Below are 19949 nucleotides of genomic sequence, written 5' to 3' on the forward strand. Positions count from 1 at the left end.
ACACTGTGCTTTCAACCTTGAGCAAGCTCGGCCCACGCGAAATCGTAGAGTCGGCTTTTTCGTTAGAATAGCTTAACTTATTTAGCTTAGCTTAACTACAAATCAGATGTGGAAGTAAAGCTCATACTCAAGTGGCGTTGGAGCCAAGCGAGCCATATCCATTTCCTCATGCTTCAAATTCAGCCAAGTTTCAAGCAAATCGCTAGTAAACACATCGCCTTGCATAAGGAAGTCGTGATCCTCTTCCAAAGCCTGCAAAGCTTCACCAAGCGAAGAAGGAACCTGCTTAATTCCCTCATGTTCCTCTGGAGGAAGCTCATACAAATCCTTGTCAACAGGAGCAGGAGGCTCAATGTGATTCATAACGCCATCCAAGCCAGCCATCAGCTGAGCAGAGAATGCCAAGAATGGGTTGCAAGAAGGATCCGGAGCGCGGAACTCAATACGCTTAGCAGCAGGTTCCGTACCAGCAAGAGGAATACGAATAGCTGCAGAACGGTTGCGTGCAGAGTAAACCAAGTTCACAGGAGCTTCGTAGCCTGGCACCAAGCGATGGTAAGAATTAAGCGAAGGATTCGTAAAAGCAAGCACAGAAGAAGCATGCTTAATCAAGCCGCCAATATACCAACGCGCAATATCGGAAAGCTGAGCATAACCGGTTTCCGCATAGAACAGCGGCTTGCCGTCCTTCCAAAGCGACTGATGGCAGTGCATACCAGTGCCGTTATCGCCAGCAATTGGCTTAGGCATAAAGGTTGCAGCCTTACCAGCCAAAGCAGCAGTCTCATGAACCACATACTTGTACTTCATCAAATCGTCGCCAGCATGAACAAGCGTATTGTAACGATAGTTGATTTCCTGCTGACCAGCGCCACCAACCTCATGGTGAGAGCGCTCAAGAATCAAACCAACTTTTTGCAAATTGTAAACCATGTCGTCGCGCAAATCCTGATTATGATCAACAGGAGGCACAGGGAAGTAGCCATGCTTTACGCGATTCTTAAAACCAATATTATTGCTGCCGTCATCTTCGGTATCGATACCGGAATTCCAAGGAGCTTCATTAGAGTCAACCTCATAGAAGGAACGCTGCATGTCATTTGCAAAACGCACCTTGTCAAAAATAAAGAACTCAGCTTCCGGAGCAAAGCTTGCGGTATCTGCAATGCCAGTGGACTTCAAATAAGCCTCAGCCTTAATAGCCACCTGACGAGGGTCGCGAGAATAAGGCTCATCCGTTACAGGATCAACAATAGAAAAAGCCACATTCAGCGTCTTATGCTTACGGAATGGGTCAATGTAGGCGGTATCCACATCCGGAATAAGCTTCATATCAGATTCGTTAATAGCCTGGAAGCCCTGCATTGACGAACCATCGAAAGCCATGCCATCAGTAAATGCGCTATGCAAGAATTCATCAGCTGGCACTGTAAAATGCTGCTGCACACCAATCAAATCAGTAAATCGTACGGAAACGTATTCAATGCCTTCCTTCTCAATAAGAGCTGCGGCATCCTCTTTCGTTTGTAAAGTGGTCATGGAGACACATTCCTTTCCTAAAATCTCAGTAACGAGTTTAGAACTTTGTAAGCAATTTTGGATTTCAGCGACTCGACTATCTCGTTACGTTTGTGTTACATACTGTTGTACGCCGTTACATGCCGTACATACTATTCATCAGTTCGCGCCGTTACAATAGAGAGTATGACGTACCAAGAGCCTGAAATGCATGAATCTACTGTGCATCAAACAAGTGAGGAAGAAGGCAATAAGCTCGATTTAGCTTCGTTATTCCCAGCTAAGGGTGACGATAGGCGTCCTCCGGATTGGCTTGGTCGCGCACTGATTTATGTAGTAATCGTTACTTTTGGATCAATTTTTCTGTGGTTTGCTTGGAGCAGTATTTCTTTCATCGTTTTTGATGTTGTAATTTCTATTTTTATTGCGCTCGCAATGGAACCGCTCGTAGTACGTCTGATTAAGCATGGCTGGAGGCGTGGTGTGGCTTCTGGTTTTACGCTTACGAGCTTGCTGGTTGTGGTCAGTGTGCTTTTGGTTTTGTTTGGCAACTTGTTTGTGCAGCAGGCGGTGTCAATGGCGCTTGGCTTGCCAGATTTATACCATCAGATTGCTGATTTTGTGCTACATTCTACTGGTTTTAGGATGCCGAATATTGAACAGCTTGGCATGGAAATTTTGAAGCATGTGCAAACTTCGTGGGTAGTTGACTTTGCTGGGCAAGCGCTTAATACTACTTGGGGTGTGCTGACAATTTTGCTTGACTTGCTCACTATTCTTATGGTGACGTATTACATTTCTGCTGCTGGTCCTGCTATGCGTAGGAGTATGTGCCGCTGGATGAATCCTCAGTCGCAGCGTAGATTCCTTTTTATTTGGTCGGTTGTTCAGGAGCAAATTTCCAGCTTCCTGTTTTCACGCATTATTTTAGCTGCTATTAATGCTGCCGGTACTGCAATATTTCTTGTGATTATGAACATACCTTATTGGCTGCCATTATCGCTATTTTGCGGCATTGTTTCGCAGTTCGTGCCAACAGTTGGTAGCTATTTAGGTGGCGCTTTGCCTATTTTATTTGCTTGGGGTTCTCAAGGTTTTGGCGCAGCTCTCGCAACGCTAATTTTTATTACGATTTATCAACAAATTGAAAATATGGTGATTTCACCTAAAATTTCCGAAAAAACTATGGATTTAAATCCTGCTGTAGCTTTTCTTTCGGTGTTGGTGATGGGTGCCGTGTTTGGTGCGCTTGGAGCGTTTTTGGCGCTACCAGTTACCGCAAGTTTGCAAGCTATTTTTAAGGTTTGCACAAAGCAGTACCATCTTGTGTCTTCGCCGTTAATGAATGATCCAAAACCTGAACATACTTCAATTATGGTGAAGCTCGTTGAAGCGATGAAACGTAACTTTATGAAACCAGTAAGTGATACTGTGCTACGCGTAATGAAAGGCACAAGTTCTCGTATCTCTCTCAATGATGATATTTTATACTGGTATAAGCAAGCTTACGTATCAGATACTGAAGATGCGACTAGTGATGCTACATCTTCTGGTTCTCATGATTCTTCTGATGCTCATCAGATTGATGTGTTAGCAACAATGCCAATTTCGCGCGAAATGTTAGATGAAGTAAACAAAGATATTGCTTTGAAAAATAGGAAAAATACAGAAAATAACAAAACTAAAGCAAATCATACAAAAAATACGAAACGTAAAGAAAATAACGTAAAAAATAACCCTCGGAGCGGGTGGAAGCGATGATTCTTCTATCAATATTTGATGTACTGGTAATAATTATTGGCATAAGCAGCGTTGCATATCAGGGCGTGTGTGCTGTAGCGTCGCTATTTGCTAAACCTATCGTTTTTCCGGAAGCACCAATGGATAAGCATTACGCTGTGCTTATTTCTGCTCGTAACGAAGAAGCAGTTATTGGCAATCTTATCCATTGTATTCAAACGCAAACGTATCCGCAGAAACTTATTGACATTTGGCTTGTTGCCGACAATTGTACAGATGCAACTGCAGAAGTTGGGCGAAATGCCGGATGCAACGTAATCGAGCGCTTCGATAAAGAGCATATTGGCAAAGGCTTTGCGCTCAGCTATTTGCTTGACCACATTATGAAAATTGGTGCGGATAAAGTTTACGACGCTTACTTCGTTTTTGACGCGGACAACAAGCTCGATCCTCACTATTTTGAGGAGATGAATAAAGGCTTCCACGCAGGATACCAAATCTTAACCAGCTACCGAAATTCCGTAAATCTTTCCGACAACTGGGTTTCTTCCGGATCTGCGCTTTGGTTTATTCGAGAGTCGCGCTTTACTAACAATTCGCGCATGCTTTTCGGTTCAAGCTGCCACGCAGGCGGAACCGGTTTTATGTTCTCGCGCGAAATTATGCATAGAAATCGCGGCTGGAAATTCCATCTTCTTACCGAAGACCTTGAGTTTACTATGGATTCGATTCTTCACGGAGACAAGGTTGGCTACTGTGGTTCGGCAGTATTGTATGACGAACAGCCAGTTTCGTTTAGGCAAAGCTGGAGGCAACGTCTTCGCTGGAGTAAAGGTTTTTTGCAAGTGTTCCGTTATTATGGTGCTGCTCTTATTCGTCATGGTATTCGAGAACGTGATTTTTCATCCGTGGACTTTACGTTGATGTTGTGCCCGTTTATGGTATTAGCGGTTATAAGGCTGGTTCTGGGATTTGTGTTTGCTGCTTTCGGTTTTGTTACATGGGCAAGCCAAATTGAATCATCGTTGAACCTTATAACTACTACTGTTACTAGCGTTTTCGGCATGATGGTGTTCGTGTCTCTTACGATTTTAGTTGAGCACGATAAGCTTGGGGCCACGAATAAGGAGCTGTTTGCGTACGCTCTGAGCTTCCCGATTTTTATGCTTTCATACGTGCCGATTGCGTTCCAAGCTATTTTCTCCAAAAGCGAGTGGAAGCCAATTCAGCACACTGGTCACTGATTTGGTGTGATGGTGGGACGATTGCGCAAAAATTGCGAGTGTGAGATAATGAAATCCCTATTGTAAACGTGCAATTGCGCAATTAATGTGGCGCAATGCGTGCGTTTATCTGTATCTTGCGAGGTTTCTATGGTAGATTCTGTTTCGTTTGCAAGCACTTCCGGAAATGCTTCCGAAAATACTTTTACTGATGGCATTCCAGTTTTTGGCGCAAACACTTACGCTGCTGACGGCGAAGAAGTTCCAGCTGTTTCTATTCGCGGATTTGTTAAGACTTTCGGCAAAAAAGTTGCTGTAGATAATCTTTCGCTAGACATTCCAGCAGGCTCTTTCTACGGCTTGGTTGGCCCGAACGGTGCCGGCAAAACTACCACGATTAAAATGCTTACGGGCTTGCTTATGCCGGATGCTGGTTCGGCTTCGATTTTTGGCAACGACGTTTGGAGCGACGTAAATAGTGCCAAGCGCGCAATCGGTTTAATGCCACAAGCGGATGAGATTTTTAAGACGATTACTGGCCTTCAGCTTTTAACTTACGCTGGCATGCTTCGCGATATGAGCCGCGCTGAGGCTGTTCGTCGCGCGAACGACTTGCTTTCTGCATTCGACTTAACAGAAGCTGCAAACACTATGGTTTCTGACTATTCAACTGGTATGACGAAGAAGATTTGCCTTGCAACAGCTATGATTCACAGCCCGCGCGTGCTCGTGCTCGATGAGCCTTTTGAGGCAGTGGATCCTGTTTCTAGCGCGAATTTGAAGGATATTCTAGCCGAATATGTTTCTACTGGTGGCACGGTGATTATTTCTTCGCACGTTATGGAATTGGTTGAAAAAATGTGCTCGCACGTGGCGATTATTAACGAAGGTCACGTTGCGGCTGCTGGCACTCTTGCGGAAGTAGCTCAGGGCAAAGATCTTGAAGATCGCTTTATGGAGCTTGTTGGCGGTCGTCACGCGGCTGCGCGCATTGATTGGCTTAACGGCGGTAAGTCTGATAACGCTCCTGCCGCTCCTAGCACCGATTCCACCAATTTCAACGCTTAAAAAAGGAGAGCCATAATGTCTATGATTGTTACCATGGTTCGCCTTCGCTGGGCGCTTACTTTTTCCGTTATGCGAAAGTCGATTTGGCAAAAAATTGGCTTTGGTATAGTTATTGTTTTTGGACTTGCGCTTATATGCGCTCTTGGTTTTGCGGGTTTTCAAGCGGGAAAGTATCTTAATTCAGGAATGCTTGCAGATACTAAAGATTGGCAGGAATTCCAAGTTGCTCCAATAATGGTTGCGTCGGCTGTGTCAATTTTTACGCTGTTTATAAACCTGTTTATGTTTGGCAGTGACACAACGCTAAAGTCGCGTAGTTTTGCGCTTTACGGCATTCCTTACGTAAAGCAGCAAGCTGGCATGCTTCTTGGCTCTCTTTTTGGAGCGTTTTCTATAAGCTGCACAATCGCACTTGCTTTGTGGTCTTTAGCGTACAGAAGCTTTGGAATTGTGCCGGTTTTAGTCAGCGTAATTGCAGCTCCGCTTTACGTTGCAACAATCGTGTCTTTAAGCAAAATGCTTATTGAGCTTTTGGATACTATTTTAATAAACAAGCGTTCAAGAAACATTTTTTACATTGTTATTTTCGTAGCGTACATGATTTTTGTTGCGTCAATGAACAGGCATGGTAGTTCACCAAATGGGATTGTGTTCGGCTCGAGTTTCTGCGCTGCGTCCGCTTTTACGCCGTTAAGTGCGGCTATAGCTTTGCCGCTCGATGCTATTAATGGCAATTGGTTTGCTCTTGCTATTCGCTTCCTTATTTGCGTTGTAACCATTGCTGCTTGCTTTGCAATCTCTGTATTTTGTGCAAAATTAGAGCCGAAGCTACTGCGCGGTGAGCAAAAAACGGTTGTTAAAACTAAGGGAATCGGCTTGTTTGCAGTAGTTCCAGACAACGTAGTTGGTGCGATTATTGCACGAATTATTAGCGTTATGAGAAGAGATATGCGCCAACTGTTCTTGCTTATTACGCCGCTTTTTATTCTGGTAGTTGCAGGAGGAACTAGTTTTAATGCTAAAGGTTTTGGTTCTATAGCACAGGACATAGGCGTTTCTAGCTGGATGATGTATGCTGGTTTGCTTATGGGCATGGTTGTTGGAAACAATATTGCATACGATGGCACAGCTTTTACTATGCACGCGATTATTGGAGTAAAAGGTTTGCACGATCGCTTGGCGAACGCAATAGTTTGGTCCGTGATTTGCGCTGTGTATTTTGCAATTCTTGGAATAGGGGTTTATGCTTTCCTTTTCTTCGTAGCAAATGTTCAGCAAAATATGAATGCAGTTATGTTCCAAACTCTTTCTCCAATCGGAGTAGCTTTTGCTACCATAGGCATAGGCTTAATTTCTTCGTGCATTGCAATGTACCCTGTAGCGTCAATCGAAAAGCCATTTTCTAGGCCGCAAGGTTCTGCAGGCGCTAGATCCTTTGCTCCAATAGGTTTTTCGCTTCTTTCTGCAGTATGCATGATTCCGTCTATTGCTGCAGCTATGGCGTTTTTGGCTATTAACGCGAATCTTTTGTGGATTGCAAGCATTATGTTTGTAGTAAACGGCTTGATTGTGCTGGTTGTTGGCGTAATTCTTGGTGGCAAAGTAATGGATAAGCGCATGATTCGTATTGTAGAAAACTTGCGCAGATTCTCGTCTATTACTGCGTAACTTACGCACGCTTTGTTGCAAGCGCAAGGTATAGTTAAGCGCGGTAATTGCAATCGACTTAAAGGTAGTGCTCGCATGAACAGTAGAAAAGGCTCACAAGATGCCTTCAATACTCGCAAAGCAAGCATTTTCTGTGAGGTTGGATCGTTAGACGACATTGAGCCATTAGAGAATATCGTTTCTTCTGATTCCTCTCCATCTGCATCTTCTCAATCTTCCGCAGCAAAGCCTATTACAACAGGTTTAAATCAGCAGCAATCAAGCGCGTACGCCGCTATGCTTCATAGAAGCCAGTACCCATCTCGGTGGCGTTTTCTTACTACGACTGTAGCAGTTATAGTAAGTGCTGCAGTAATATTTACATACGCTGCGCTTGACGTATGTGATATTGCTCCCGGTCCTTTAACTTTGCAAACTCAGCGTGCTGCTACCGCTTCTTCGCCGCGGGCTCTACTGTATGCTCCTACTCTCGCTAAAGGTGTTAATTATAGTCGACCAATCAATCGTGCTCAAGCACAAAAGCTTATCAACGCTGTGATGGCTGATCCTTCTATCAGTAGTAGCTCTTCAGCAGTAATTATGGATGCTCAAGGTCGTGTGATTGCTTCTCATGAGCCAAATGCTTTACGCGAACCTGCATCTACGCTTAAAACGCTTACTGCTGCTGTAGCTTCTCGCACGCTTGACATGGGTTCAACACTTGATACGCAAGTATTTTTGCTGCCTGAAACTAGCGATGTTCCTACTCATGCATCTAGTGCGCACGCTCGTAAACTTGTGCTGCGTGGTAATGGCGATATGCTTCTTGGTGTTGGGGAAAATGATTGGCATCATGTGAATGGTCGCGCTGGTTTAACAACCTTAGCGCGAAGAACTGCTGCTGCGTTAAAGCTTGATAATATTCACAAAGTTTCACTATCTGTCGATGACTCACTTTTTGGTGCTAAACGAGCGCCTGCATTAGTGTATGACACTGATGTTGAGCACCGTTTTTATGCGCGAACTTCGTCGCTTGCTATTGATGATGCGCGTCAACGTGATCTTGTTGCGCAAGGTGTGGATGCTGACGCTATGACTGATTTTCCGCTTTCTGATCCACAGCCTGCGCAAAGTGTTGGTAACATTTTTGCGCGATTGCTTGAAAAACAGGGTATTTCAGTTGTTTCTTCTGCTGAATATACGTCTGTAGATCAACAATCTCAAAAACCTGTAGTACCAGTAAGTAGAACGCGGCAATTAGTTACTTCTTCTTCGCGTTTGCTTGCTCAGGTTTCTTCAGCACCATTAAACGAAATAATGGCTTATATGCTTCGTATTTCTGATAATACGTTAGCAGAAGAATTTGGTCGTTTAACTGCGATTGCTGTGCATAAGCGTAATTCGCCAGAAGGCGCAGTTCAGGCAGTGGAGGAAGGTTTACGCAAGCTTCATATTAATACGCGCGGTTTGCATATGTCTGATTGTTCAGGATTATCGCCGAAATCTAAGCTACGCGTTGCAACGTTAGCTCAAGTGCAAGCGCTGAATGTGCAAGCTCATTCTGGTGGTGCTGCAGCTGCTGAAGGTTTATCGTTGCCTGGTTTGGTTGGTACTGCGCGTAAACGTTTAGCAGATGAATCTGCTGCTGGTATGCTTCGCGTAAAAACTGGTTCTTTAAGTGATGTAACGTCCATGACTGGTAATGTGTCACGTAACAATGGTGGTGTGCTTACTTTTGCAATAGTCGTGAATCAGCCGACTGATTTTTGGGGAGCTTTCGTAGCAATCAACAAGTTTATGGCAGAATTGCCAAAATTATAATTGTTATCAGTGCATTGTGTCGATGCCTATACTGATGCCTGTATTAATGTTGGTATCAATGCTTATGGTGTTACTATTTTTGCTTCGTATCTTACTAGCGTTTCCTATTTACGCTAGCAGCTATGCCAGTATAGTATGAGCTGCGTTACACTAGACGTTATGGTGTATTCTTCTCGCATACGTGCAGGTATTGGTGCTATAAAACGCTGCTTTGATGAGCTTTCGTTGTGCGCGCAAGATTCGTGTTTCCATGAGCATGGTATGCATAATGCTGCAGAAAATGCTCCGCTAGTGCTCGTTGCATGTTCAGGAGGACGAGATTCACTTGCGCTTGTGGCGCTTACTGCTATTGTATGCGCAAGCCGAGGTTTGCGTTGTGGAGTGGTTATTGTTGATCACCATATGCAGCCTCATTCAACTCAGGTTGCGCGCGAGGCTGCAAAACGTTGTACGCAAGCGGGAATAAGTGAACAATACGTTTTTATTCAATCTGTTCAAGTTACAAATTCTGGTAAAGGTGAGGAATCTGCAGCTCGTGATGTGCGTTATCATGCCATTATTGAAGTTGCTCAACGTCAACAAGCTGCAGTAGTACTGCTAGCGCATACTGCAAATGATCAAGCAGAAACAGTGCTGATTGGTTTAAAAGATTCTGCAGGCTTAGAGGCAGTTGCTGGCATGAAAGCAATAACATTTCGTGAAAACGTTCAGTTTGCGCGACCTTTTATTGAGCTTACGCGTGAGCAAACAACTGGAATTTGCGAAGATTTGGGCATTTCTTGGTGGGATGATCCCACGAATGGCGACACTCTTGAGCAAAACCTTGAGCTTGGTGAAAATTATCCATTGCGTTCTAGAATTAGACACACGCTTATGCCGTATATTTCGCGATTTTTACACGCAAATATGGTTACGCTGCTTTCACGAGGTGCAACGCTTGCGCAGGATGATCTTGATTATATTAATGCTCAAGTTGACGCAACAATACCACAAGTAATGTTCGTTGACACAACGGCTCAAAGCGTAACATTGCATGCGGAACAATTAGCACAATATCATCCTTCAATACGCAGACGCATTATTGCTCGAGCATTGACTGCTGTGTCACTGCGTTTCTCGTCGAGTCATGTACAAGCAATCGACGAACTTAGCGTAAATTGGCATGGTCAGAAGCCTTTTTCTCTTCCAAATCACTATGAAGCAGTTCGACGCAATCATCGTATCGTCATTCGCTTATGCAAAGATAGTGAACATGCAAATTGCAGATATACGAGATGACATCGACTATGAATTAATCAGCCACGAAGAGCTTATGAAGCGTATTCGTGAAGTTGCTCAGCAAGTGAGTGAAGATTATAAAAACCGTAATGTTCTGCTTGTTGCGGTACTGAAGGGAGCAGTTAATACTCTCGCTATCTTCTCACAGGAACTCAGCGTTAACGCAGCAATGGACTTTATGAGTTTGTCAAGCTACGGTAGCGGTACGCAAACAAGCGGACAGATTACAGTTCGTCAAGATTTAAGCACGGACGTGCGTGGTCGCGATGTGCTTATTGTTGAAGATATTGTTGATTCTGGTCGCACATTGGCTTGGCTAGTAGACGAGTTAAAGGGTCGTGGTGCTAACAGTGTTAAAGTTTTTGCGCTGCTCAGTAAGCCTGCCCGTCGCGAAGTTGATGTGCAAATTGACTACTCAGGCTTTGAAATTCCTGACGCTTTTGTTGTTGGTTTCGGCATGGACTATGACGAGCGTTACCGCAACCTTAATAGCATTGCGGTATTAAAGCCATCAGTGTATGGTGCTTAATTAACTACAAAATTCTTATTGCAATCTTACATACCATAACTATTAAGAATTTTTATATAGGGAGTTTGAAAGGAGCCTTATTACATGGGCGCTTCTCCTATGATGCCGCAAGGTCCAATGGGTGGTCCTGGACGTGGTAATAACGGTAACAATCCGTTCCTTAATCCACACAACCCTAGGAATCCTCGAAATAACGGTCAACAGGGTAAGAATAATAAAGGTAGTAGCAGCGAAAACGGTAATAATAATGCTCGCCGCCCGTTCTGGCAATCGCCATGGACATGGGTTGTGCTGCTCGTATTACTGTCTGTTGCGGGCTTCCAAATGTTTGCGCACAATGGTACTCAAACTATCGATACACAAGATGGTTTTGCGTTATTGCAATCGCATAAAGCAAATTATGTTGAAATTATTGATAATAAGCAGTTGGTTAAGCTGACGCTTGATAAGCCGTTTAAGAAGTTCGATAAGCGCAATAAGCAAAAGCGTGATTTTGGAAAAGATGTGCAATTCTACTACACGCTAGCGCAAGGTAAATCTGTTATCCATGAGGTTGAAAAAGCGAAACCATCTAATGGTTGGACTGCCAGCTTACAATCTCAAGGTATTTTCTCGTACCTTATTACTTCGCTTGTGCCAATATTGTTCTTCCTTGGCATGATTTGGTTCATGTTTAGCCGTATTGGCGGTGCTGGTGGCAGCATGCTTGGCATGGGCGGCGGTCGTGGTCGCGGAAAGCTCCTTGAAGGTCAAACTCCTAAGACGAAATTTGCTGATGTTGCTGGCGAACAGGCAGCAGTAGAAGAAGTTGAAGAGATTAAGGACTTCTTAAAAGATCCATCGCGCTATAAGGCTTTGGGTGCGCGTATTCCTCGTGGTGTACTTCTTTACGGCCCTCCAGGAACTGGTAAAACGTTGCTTGCTCGAGCGATTGCTGGCGAAGCTGGCGTGCCATTCTATGCAATGGCTGGTTCTGACTTCGTTGAAATGTTCGTGGGCTTGGGTGCGTCTCGTGTTCGTGAGCTTTTTGATGAAGCTAAGAAAAACGCTCCTGCCATCATCTTTATTGATGAGATTGATGCTGTTGGTCGTCGTCGCGGAAGTGGTATGACTGGTGGTCATGATGAACGCGAGCAAACGTTGAACCAGCTTCTTGTGGAAATGGATGGTTTTGATAACGATACGAATTTGATTATTATCGCTGCTACTAACCGTCCGGATGTGCTTGATTCTGCATTGTTGCGTCCTGGTCGTTTTGATCGCCAAGTGGCTGTTGAAGCTCCTGATTTGGAAGGTCGTGAGGCAATTCTTAAGGTTCATGCCAAAGGTAAGCCTTTCGTGCCGGATGTTGATCTCCACATGGTTGCTGTGCGTACTCCTGGATTTACTGGTGCTGATTTAGCTAATGTGCTTAACGAAGCTGCTTTGCTCTGTGCTCGCTCCGGCGCGCAATACATTGATAACCGCGCAATTGATGAGGCGATTGATCGTGTGCAAGCAGGTCCTCGCCGTAAGTCGAAGAACATGGCTTTGGATGAGTTGCGCAATACTGCTTATCACGAGGGTGGTCATGCGCTTGTGGCTGCGGCTTTGCATCATACAGATCCTGTTACTAAGGTGACGATTTTGCCACGTGGTCATGCTCTTGGCTACACTGCCGTTATGCCAACTACGGATCGTTACTCACAGTCGCGCAATCAGCTGCTCGATCAGATGGCTTATGCTATGGGTGGTCGTACGGCTGAGGAAGTGGTATTCCACGATCCAACAACTGGCGCTTCTAACGATATTGAGAAAGCTACAGCCATTGCTCGCAAGATGGTTGTTGAGTTTGGCTTCTCTGCAAAGCTTGGCGCAGTTAAGTGGATGGATGCTGACGACGACGCTTCCGGTTCTCTTGACTCTTTGCAGCCGCGCAAGTTCTCAAATCGTACGGCTGAAGTTATTGATGAAGAAGTTCATAAGCTTATTGAAACTGCTCATACTGAAGCGTGGGAGATTATTAACAATAATCGCGATGTGCTTGATGAGTTAGTTCGTCAGTTGCTTGCAAAAGAAACATTGAACGAGAAGGAGCTTACAGCAATCTTTAGTAAGATTCGCAAGGCTCCTGAGCGTACGCTTTGGCTTTCTAACGATCAGCGACCTGATTCGGATATTCCTCCTGTGGAAATTCCGGAGAGCTTACAGCGCAACGTAGCTGGTAAAGAGGAAGCTGCTGGTAAGGAAGAATCTGATGGTAAGGAAGAATCTGATGGTAATGCAGATTCTACGCAAACTGATGCTTTCTCGCCAATCGTTCCTGCTAACCCGCTTGCTCATCAGTCTGAGCAATCAGAATCTGGTACGCAATTTGGCGAGTAATCTCGTGGATTGTAGGAATAAATTTCTGTACAAGCACAATATGTACGAACATAATTTTACGAACATAATATTGTGTTGTGAACATAACTGAATATATGTGACACTGATAGACGTTGATAGCACTTACTATTGTTATCAACGTCTATTCTTATAAGAAGCTGTTGATGTTGTTGCTTTTGTAGTGTCAGCTTATAGTTCTTGTTGTGAAGAAGTGTAGAAACATAGGATGTAGCGTGCAGAAATATTAATCTCATCCCGAGTTTCGTTAATATTGCAAGGACAATTCGTGATAAGACTCAAGTTTCATATCGTTCAGTATGAAAACGAATAAAAGTATTGTCCAGAGCTTGGTAAGCCTATGCTAAAAACAGTCAAGATGAATGAGGAATATAGCGTGGTTGCTCTCAGTGTAAGTCTTAATGTAAGTCTTAGTGCAAGTCTTAGTGCAAGATGGAATTGAACTGTCGGAAACGTATAATCGCTTGATGAAATCGACAACATGTGTGACGAAACTGTCGAAACCATCAAATCAACAATTATTGTCCACGAAGCCAAAATAGTGTGTATCAATAAAATATATACACATTTTGAAAAATATATCACATTGTCACTTTGCTGCGAGTAGAATATAACAAAATATTACTATTGGCAATGCGATTGAAGTTGTAAAAGTAAATATGGTTACACTTTACGATTGTGTTGTTGCATTGAAGCGTAGAAGAGACGATTATGGATACTATACGACTTACAGGAATTCGTCCTAAAGGTGACGACATAACTATTGGAATATACCGATTCATCTATGTTGATGCTGTTTTGCAAGTGAATTTATCTAAAGCGTTGGATGGCAACGAAACTCACGCAATAGATATTCCACAAGTAATAGACCGTCTTGCTTGCGCGTTGCGTCAATGTGAACATGATGATGAGATTGAAGATCATCCGGCTATTGCGTTGGAGCTTATTGCTAAAGCTGTAGCAGATTCTGCTATGCGTACGTGGCAAATTAGCGAAGCTGAAATTACGGTACATGCTTCGTTACGAAGCCAATATTATGGTTTACAAAGCACTGTTGATGACGTGTCAGTTACTTTACATCGCGTTGCTCAAGAAGAATTTGATTTGAATAATAGTGTGACTCCGGAGTCAATCGCGCATGTTGCTGTTCGCGGCGGTAGAGTAGAGGTTGACGAATTCGACGACAGCGAAGTTGCTGATTATTATCGTTCTCTTATAAGCATTGATGAGGAAGAAAAACAACGTAAAGAAGATGAAGAAGCTGCGGCTGCTGCTCAAGCTGCTATGGATATTGCGAATGCTGCTGCTCCCAATGATGCGAGTGCTCATGCCAACCAACAGGATGCTAGTGTTTCGGATGTTGCTGATAGTGACGACGCGCAACACGGCACCGATCTTGTGAAACATGAACGTAAGTCACCATTTTTTGGTATATGTCCTCTGCCAATGCAAACGACTGCAGTAGTAGCAATGAAGGGTGTTGCTCAACAAGCTACGCGTTCTGCTATGCTAAGAACTATCGCGTTGCTTGAGCAAGATAGGGATTCGCGTGTTGATGGCGTATCGGCATTATACGTTGTTAATGCGCTTGAAGGCGACTACTATGCTGCCGTTTTTCTGCTTTCTTCAAGTGGTGATGAGTATGAATTGTTGCGTTTGGTTCGTGCTGTTGCTACCTTGCATAAAGATACAGTAACAGTGCATGTGCTGGGTGCACGTTCGTACGGCGAGTCTGCTGCTAGCACAAAGACCATTAATCCGGAAGGATTACCGAGGGAAATAGCGGAAATGGTGACTGTGAATCCTAAGTCACCGGAGCTTATGCCATGGTTGCAGATTGAGTCGGATGCTGCTTTAGACGATAACCCAGTTTCGTATTCTTTAGCATTTGCTTTGGATACTCAAACTGTTGGCGTATACTCAGAGCAATGGCTTGTAGGGGATGATTACTAATGAGAGCGTATCGCACACCGTGGTGGTATCTGGTGCTAGGTCTGCTGTTTGGTTTTTTGCTAGGTGCATTCTTAGTATCGTCGACTGAATCAAGTGCTATGTCGTTGGCTGGAGCGCCATGGATTGTGGTGGCAATTATGGTGGTTGCTGGCATCGTAACATTTGTGATGGCTTGGCAAACGCATCAAAGTGTAAGTGAAAAAGCTAAGAATAAAAAGCGTGTTAGTTCACAATTTGCTGTAGCAGCTCTTATGCTATCGAAAGCTTTGGGTATGGCGGGCGCTATTTTAGCTGGCTGGTATGTTGGGCAACTGCTCATGAGTTTACCTCATAGCGAAATAGCATTGTATAGTTCCGTTATTCGTGAGTGTGCTATTGCTGGTTTTGTTTGCTTTGTAGATATGCTTGTTGGTATTTTGGGTGAGCGATTGTGTCAGTTGCCGCCGGAAGACGGTCCTGAGTCTGCTGTGAAGAAAGCGAATCCTAGTCCGGTAGCTTATTGATTTTTCTTACTGCATACTATGACGTGTTGCGGTGCATTTGTAATGTATTTTGATGCGTTCGTAGTGTATTTGTGGCATATTTGTGGCATATTTGTGTCATATTTTGACGCATCGCAACGCGCGTAGCAAGTTGTCTGTGCTGAGTAGTGTACTTCATGTGTTTGCAGTTGCGTGCTACTTCATGGTACATATGCTTACTTTTTGTTATGCATTTTAGCTATTTTAGCTATCTCAGCTATTTTAGCTATCTTCGCTATCTTAGCTATCTTAGCTATCTTCGCTATCTTCGCTATCTTAGTACGCGTAATGTAGTTGCCGCATGAGATAATGTCTCTTGGTATTTTTGCTGCTGCTATTAGCGATTTCCCTATTTACACGCATCATGTACGCGTACGGTTATGTTGTTATGTGTACTTGGAATAAGAGCATGAAAGACTTAACGTATTGGTTATGTGCGAAAGTCAGTCGTGTTTTCGTAGAGCTGCAGCAAACGCTGGAATTCCAACGTTTTTAAGGATGGTATATTACTTTGGCTGAATTTATCTATCAGATGATTAAAGCGCGTAAGTCGTATGGTGATCGCGTCATTCTCGATGATGTTACTTTGAGTTTTTTGCCAGGTGCGAAGATTGGTGTAGTTGGTCCAAATGGTATGGGCAAGTCTACACTGCTTAAAATTATGGCTGGTTTGGAGAATGTGACGAATGGTGAGGCTTCGTTAACCCCAGGCTACACGGTAGGTATTTTACAGCAGGAGCCACCGCTGGATGAAACGAAAACGGTTGGCGAAAATATTAAGATGGCCTTTGGTGAGATTGCGCAAAAGGTGGCGCGTTTTAATCAAATAGGCGAAGAGATGGCTAATCCTGACGCTGATTTTGATGCGTTGATGGAAGAAATGGGTAAGCTGCAGACTGAAATTGATGCGGCGAATGGCTGGGATTTGGATTCGCAGTTAGAGCAGGCAATGGATGCTTTGCAATGCCCAGATCCTGATTCGCCTGTGTCTGTGTGCTCTGGTGGTGAGAGGCGTCGAGTGGCGCTGTGCAAACTTCTTCTTGAAGCTCCTGATTTGTTGCTTTTGGATGAGCCTACGAACCATTTGGATGCAGAGTCTATTCTGTGGCTTGAACAGTTCTTGCATAAGTACGAGGGTGCTGTTATTGCCGTTACCCACGATCGCTACTTTATGGACAATGTTGCTGAGTGGATTTGCGAAGTTGACCGCGGTCAGCTTTATCCGTACAAGGGTAATTATTCCACGTACTTGGAAACCAAAGCTAAGCGTATGGAAATCCAAGGTGCCAAGGATGCCAAGCTTGCTAAGCGTTTGAAGAATGAGCTTGATTGGGTGCGTAGCTCGCCTAAGGCTCGCCAAGCTAAGAATAAGGCTCGTTTGGAGCGTTACGACCAGATGGAACAAGAGGCACGTAACTCCAAGAAGCTTGATTTCTCTGAAATTCAGATTCCAGCCGGTCCACGCTTGGGTTCGCAGGTGTTGGAAGCGAAGCATATTCACAAGGCTTTCGGCGACCGTGTGCTTATCGACGACTTGTCGTTCACGTTGCCTCGTAACGGCATTGTTGGTGTGATTGGTCCGAACGGCGTTGGTAAGTCTACGCTTTTCAAGACCATTGTGGGCTTGGAGCCGCTTTCTGGTGGCGAGCTTACTGTTGGTGATACTGTGAAGATTTCTTACGTGGATCAGAACCGTGCAGGTTTGGATCCAAACAAGAACTTGTGGGAAGCTGTTTCCGGCGGACTCGATTATATTGAGGTTGCAGGAGTTGAAATTCCTACTCGAGCCTATGTTGCTAGCTTTGGGTTTAAGGGTTCGGATCAGCAGAAACTTACGGGAGTGCTTTCCGGCGGTGAGCGAAACCGTTTGAACTTGGCGTTAACGCTTAAGCAGGGTGGTAACTTGCTGCTTCTCGATGAGCCTACTAACGATTTGGACGTTGAGACTTTGGAAAGCTTGGAGAATGCTTTGATTGAGTTCCCAGGCTGCGCTGTGGTGGTGAGCCACGATCGTTGGTTCCTTGATCGCGTTGCCACGCATATTCTTGCGTGGGAAGGTGATGACGATAATCCTGCAAAATGGTACTGGTTCGAGGGTAACTTCCAAGCTTATGAAGAAAATAAGATTGCTCGCTTGGGTGAGGAAGCTGCTCGTCCGCATCGTTTGCATCGTAAGTTAACTCGTTGATTGAGTTTTTGCTTTTACTTATTGGCGGAAACATTTGCCGGTGATTTTTCGGCTTTTGTTTCCGCTTTTGCTGTTTTTGACCACAAACGTCGTGATTGTGCTAGGTGTGTGCTAGGCTCAGTAAGTTCGTGACTTTGTAGGATTACGCATAGTTAAAAATATACAGAAATTTACGAAAGGCTATCGTGCCGCATACTTATCATGCTGCGCCTGCTCAAAAGCGAGGCGCGAAAAATACTCAGAATACTCGTAGTAAAAGCGTCTATGCTAAAAACGTTCATACCAAAAACGTCAAAAATAAGAATGCTAAAAATAGTAAAAACTCTCAAGTTTATGACGCTTATGATCCACGCGTTCGTGAATCGCACAACGCTAACAAATCCACAAAAAAACGAAATCCTTTTGAGTATCAGGGGAGTCATAAGAATTACGGCTCTCATCACGAGTCCAATTCGCGCAGGGAGCGCAATCGCAAAGCAGAAAAAGCTCGTCAAAAGGCGCGCGAAAAAGCCTTGCGATATGAAGAAGTGGCTATCGCGGATGCTGAACAAGATTTTGCTAAGCATAATATTGCTAAGGATAATATTAATAAAAATAATGTTGCTAAGCATAATGTTGATAAATCTCATAATGCAAAGCAAAATTCTGCAATATCTTTACATTCTACTTCAAAAAAGCAAAAGCAAGATTCTCATAACGCAACAATAATTCCAGACTCTGCCATTGAATCTCGTGAAAATTACCGTGACGATGTAACTTTTGCGCAACTTGGCGTTCCAGAGCCTTTAGTAGAAGTGTTGCGCGCGGATGGAAAAACCACTGCATTCCCGATTCAGCAGGCAACGCTTCCAGATTCCTTGCGTGGTGCAAATATTTTGGGTCGTGGTCGCACGGGAAGTGGCAAGACGCTGGCGTTTTCCATTCCACTTGTTGCGCGTTTGGCGGAGAATTTTGTTGATTTAATTCATTCTGGTAAAAACCATAAGTCACGCGAGTTGAGCGATATTCCTGCTCCTAGAGCAATAATTCTTGCTCCAACGCGTGAGCTTGTGCACCAAATTGACGACGTAATAGCACCGCTTGCTGCAGCCTACGGTATGCGCACTGTGACAGTGTATGGAGGCGTGAGATACCAGCGCCAAATATCGCAACTTAAGCAGGGTGCGCAAATTGTGCTTGCTTGCCCTGGCCGTTTGGAAGATCTGCTGCGTCAGGGAGCACTTACGCTTGAAAAAGTGATGGTTAGCGTGCTTGATGAAGCAGACGAAATGGCGGATATGGGGTTCCTTCCTGCTGTTACTAGACTTCTTGAGCAAGTTGCGCCAGATGGTCAACGCATGCTGTTTTCTGCAACGCTTGATAAGCAAGTTTCTACATTAGTTGAGCGTTTCCTTCCAAACGCTGTTGTTCATGCTGTGGATGATGCTGATTCACAAGTTGATACTATGACGCATCATATTTTTGCTGTGTCGGCAGGGGATAAGTACGAAGTTTTGCGTAAACTCGCATCCGGACAAAAACGCGCTATATTCTTTACTCGCACGAAGTATCAAGCGAAAAATATGGCGAAAAAATTTGTTCAGCAAGGTATTCCTGCAGTCGATTTGCAAGGTAATTTGTCGCAGAATCAGCGCGATCGTCATCTAGCAGTGTTTGCAGAAGGCTTAGTGCGTGTACTGGTTGCTACGGACGTTGCTGCGCGAGGTATTGATATTAGTGATGTTGCGCTGGTGGTGCAAACTGAGCCGCCAGAAGACCCAAAGTCATTCTTGCATCGTTCGGGTCGTACTGCTCGAGCTGGTGAGGAAGGCGATGTTGTAACGCTTGTGCTGCCGAACCAGAAGCGTGCTGCGCATATGATGCTTCGTCGTGCTGGCATTCATGCGAAAGCTGAAGATGTGAATCCTGCTTCGCCTATTTTGGATGAGATTGTGGGAGAAGCTGCTGAGCTTCAAGAAGGCTGGAGCATGCCTGAGCCAGAGCAGCAGAAGCGCAAGGGGCGTGGTCGTGGGCATAGACGTGGTAGTGATCGCGGTCGTGGCCGCGGTTGCGGTCGCTTTGACCGAGCTTGAAACCAACTG

General features: G+C 44.5%; 13 protein-coding genes. 12 read left to right on the forward strand and 1 reads right to left on the reverse strand.

The genetic code is table 11. The features are described 5' to 3' along the window. Positions 1–102 precede the first annotated feature (102 nt). A complete protein-coding gene (gene glnA / locus HMPREF3208_RS04685; protein WP_016637736.1) occupies positions 103–1539 on the reverse strand; it encodes a type I glutamate--ammonia ligase in 1437 nt (478 codons plus the stop codon). A 165-nt stretch (positions 1540–1704) separates the two neighbouring features. On the opposite strand from glnA, the gene HMPREF3208_RS04690 reads away from it, so the two are divergent. The 12 genes from HMPREF3208_RS04690 to HMPREF3208_RS04745 all read left to right on the forward strand — a co-directional run bounded on the left by HMPREF3208_RS04690 (position 1705) and on the right by HMPREF3208_RS04745 (position 19940). Then, the gene (locus tag HMPREF3208_RS04690; RefSeq protein ID WP_016637737.1) at positions 1705–3279 is read left to right on the forward strand and encodes an AI-2E family transporter; all 1575 of its coding nucleotides are present in this window, start codon (positions 1705–1707) and stop codon (positions 3277–3279) included. Further along, the gene (locus HMPREF3208_RS04695) at positions 3276–4502 is read left to right on the forward strand and encodes a glycosyltransferase family 2 protein (protein ID WP_016637738.1); all 1227 of its coding nucleotides are present in this window, start codon (positions 3276–3278) and stop codon (positions 4500–4502) included. The genes HMPREF3208_RS04690 and HMPREF3208_RS04695 overlap by 4 nt, the downstream gene beginning before the upstream one ends. Before the next feature lie 129 nt (positions 4503–4631). Further along, the gene (locus HMPREF3208_RS04700) at positions 4632–5549 is read left to right on the forward strand and encodes an ABC transporter ATP-binding protein (RefSeq protein ID WP_064347461.1); all 918 of its coding nucleotides are present in this window, start codon (positions 4632–4634) and stop codon (positions 5547–5549) included. A gap of 15 nt (positions 5550–5564) precedes the next feature. Beyond that, positions 5565–7217 (forward strand): hypothetical protein, encoded by a 1653-nt coding sequence (locus HMPREF3208_RS04705; protein WP_064347445.1) that lies wholly within the window; start codon positions 5565–5567, stop codon positions 7215–7217. A 75-nt stretch (positions 7218–7292) separates the two neighbouring features. Continuing rightward, entirely contained in the window at positions 7293–9017 is a 1725-nt protein-coding gene (locus HMPREF3208_RS04710; RefSeq protein WP_064347463.1) for a D-alanyl-D-alanine carboxypeptidase/D-alanyl-D-alanine-endopeptidase, read from the forward strand. Positions 9018–9176: 159 nt separating this feature from the next. Then, positions 9177–10295, forward strand: a complete 1119-nt coding sequence (tilS, locus tag HMPREF3208_RS04715; protein WP_064347448.1) for a tRNA lysidine(34) synthetase TilS — start codon at positions 9177–9179, stop codon at positions 10293–10295. Then, positions 10270–10824: a hypoxanthine phosphoribosyltransferase gene (hpt, locus tag HMPREF3208_RS04720; protein WP_016636970.1), complete on the forward strand. Its 555-nt coding sequence runs from the start codon at positions 10270–10272 to the stop codon at positions 10822–10824. The genes tilS and hpt overlap by 26 nt, the downstream gene beginning before the upstream one ends. 84 nt (positions 10825–10908) lie before the next feature. After that, positions 10909–13188 (forward strand): ATP-dependent zinc metalloprotease FtsH, encoded by a 2280-nt coding sequence (gene ftsH, locus HMPREF3208_RS04725; protein ID WP_016636971.1) that lies wholly within the window; start codon positions 10909–10911, stop codon positions 13186–13188. Between the two features lie 729 nt (positions 13189–13917). Then, positions 13918–15159, forward strand: coding sequence for a hypothetical protein (locus HMPREF3208_RS04730; protein WP_064347450.1), 1242 nt, complete (start codon positions 13918–13920; stop codon positions 15157–15159). Further along, positions 15159–15662, forward strand: coding sequence for a DUF3180 domain-containing protein (locus HMPREF3208_RS04735; RefSeq protein ID WP_064347452.1), 504 nt, complete (start codon positions 15159–15161; stop codon positions 15660–15662). The genes HMPREF3208_RS04730 and HMPREF3208_RS04735 overlap by 1 nt, the downstream gene beginning before the upstream one ends. A 529-nt stretch (positions 15663–16191) precedes the next feature. Next, positions 16192–17868 carry an energy-dependent translational throttle protein EttA gene (gene ettA, locus HMPREF3208_RS04740; RefSeq protein ID WP_032814331.1) on the forward strand — a complete coding sequence of 559 codons (1677 nt, stop codon included), beginning with the start codon at positions 16192–16194 and terminating at the stop codon, positions 17866–17868. Between the two features lie 185 nt (positions 17869–18053). Continuing rightward, entirely contained in the window at positions 18054–19940 is a 1887-nt protein-coding gene (locus tag HMPREF3208_RS04745) for a DEAD/DEAH box helicase (protein WP_064347453.1), read from the forward strand. Positions 19941–19949 lie beyond the last annotated feature (9 nt).

Origin of the sequence: Gardnerella vaginalis (assembly GCF_001546485.1) — a bacterium.
GTDB classification, from domain to species: domain Bacteria; phylum Actinomycetota; class Actinomycetes; order Actinomycetales; family Bifidobacteriaceae; genus Bifidobacterium; species Bifidobacterium vaginale_D.

Bases quoted from the DNA above. Each gene is read 5' to 3' on its own strand.
- HMPREF3208_RS04730 (WP_064347450.1), top strand. From the start codon at position 13,918: ATGGATACTATACGACTTACAGGAATTCGTCCTAAAGGTGACGACATA.
- HMPREF3208_RS04700 (WP_064347461.1), top strand. From the start codon at position 4,632: ATGGTAGATTCTGTTTCGTTTGCAAGCACTTCCGGAAATGCTTCCGAA.
- tilS (WP_064347448.1), top strand. From the start codon at position 9,177: ATGGTGTATTCTTCTCGCATACGTGCAGGTATTGGTGCTATAAAACGC.
- HMPREF3208_RS04690 (WP_016637737.1), top strand. From the start codon at position 1,705: ATGACGTACCAAGAGCCTGAAATGCATGAATCTACTGTGCATCAAACA.
- HMPREF3208_RS04710 (WP_064347463.1), top strand. From the start codon at position 7,293: ATGAACAGTAGAAAAGGCTCACAAGATGCCTTCAATACTCGCAAAGCA.
- glnA (WP_016637736.1), bottom strand. From the start codon at position 1,539: ATGACCACTTTACAAACGAAAGAGGATGCCGCAGCTCTTATTGAGAAG.
- HMPREF3208_RS04695 (WP_016637738.1), top strand. From the start codon at position 3,276: ATGATTCTTCTATCAATATTTGATGTACTGGTAATAATTATTGGCATA.
- hpt (WP_016636970.1), top strand. From the start codon at position 10,270: ATGCAAATTGCAGATATACGAGATGACATCGACTATGAATTAATCAGC.
- ftsH (WP_016636971.1), top strand. From the start codon at position 10,909: ATGGGCGCTTCTCCTATGATGCCGCAAGGTCCAATGGGTGGTCCTGGA.
- HMPREF3208_RS04705 (WP_064347445.1), top strand. From the start codon at position 5,565: ATGTCTATGATTGTTACCATGGTTCGCCTTCGCTGGGCGCTTACTTTT.
- HMPREF3208_RS04735 (WP_064347452.1), top strand. From the start codon at position 15,159: ATGAGAGCGTATCGCACACCGTGGTGGTATCTGGTGCTAGGTCTGCTG.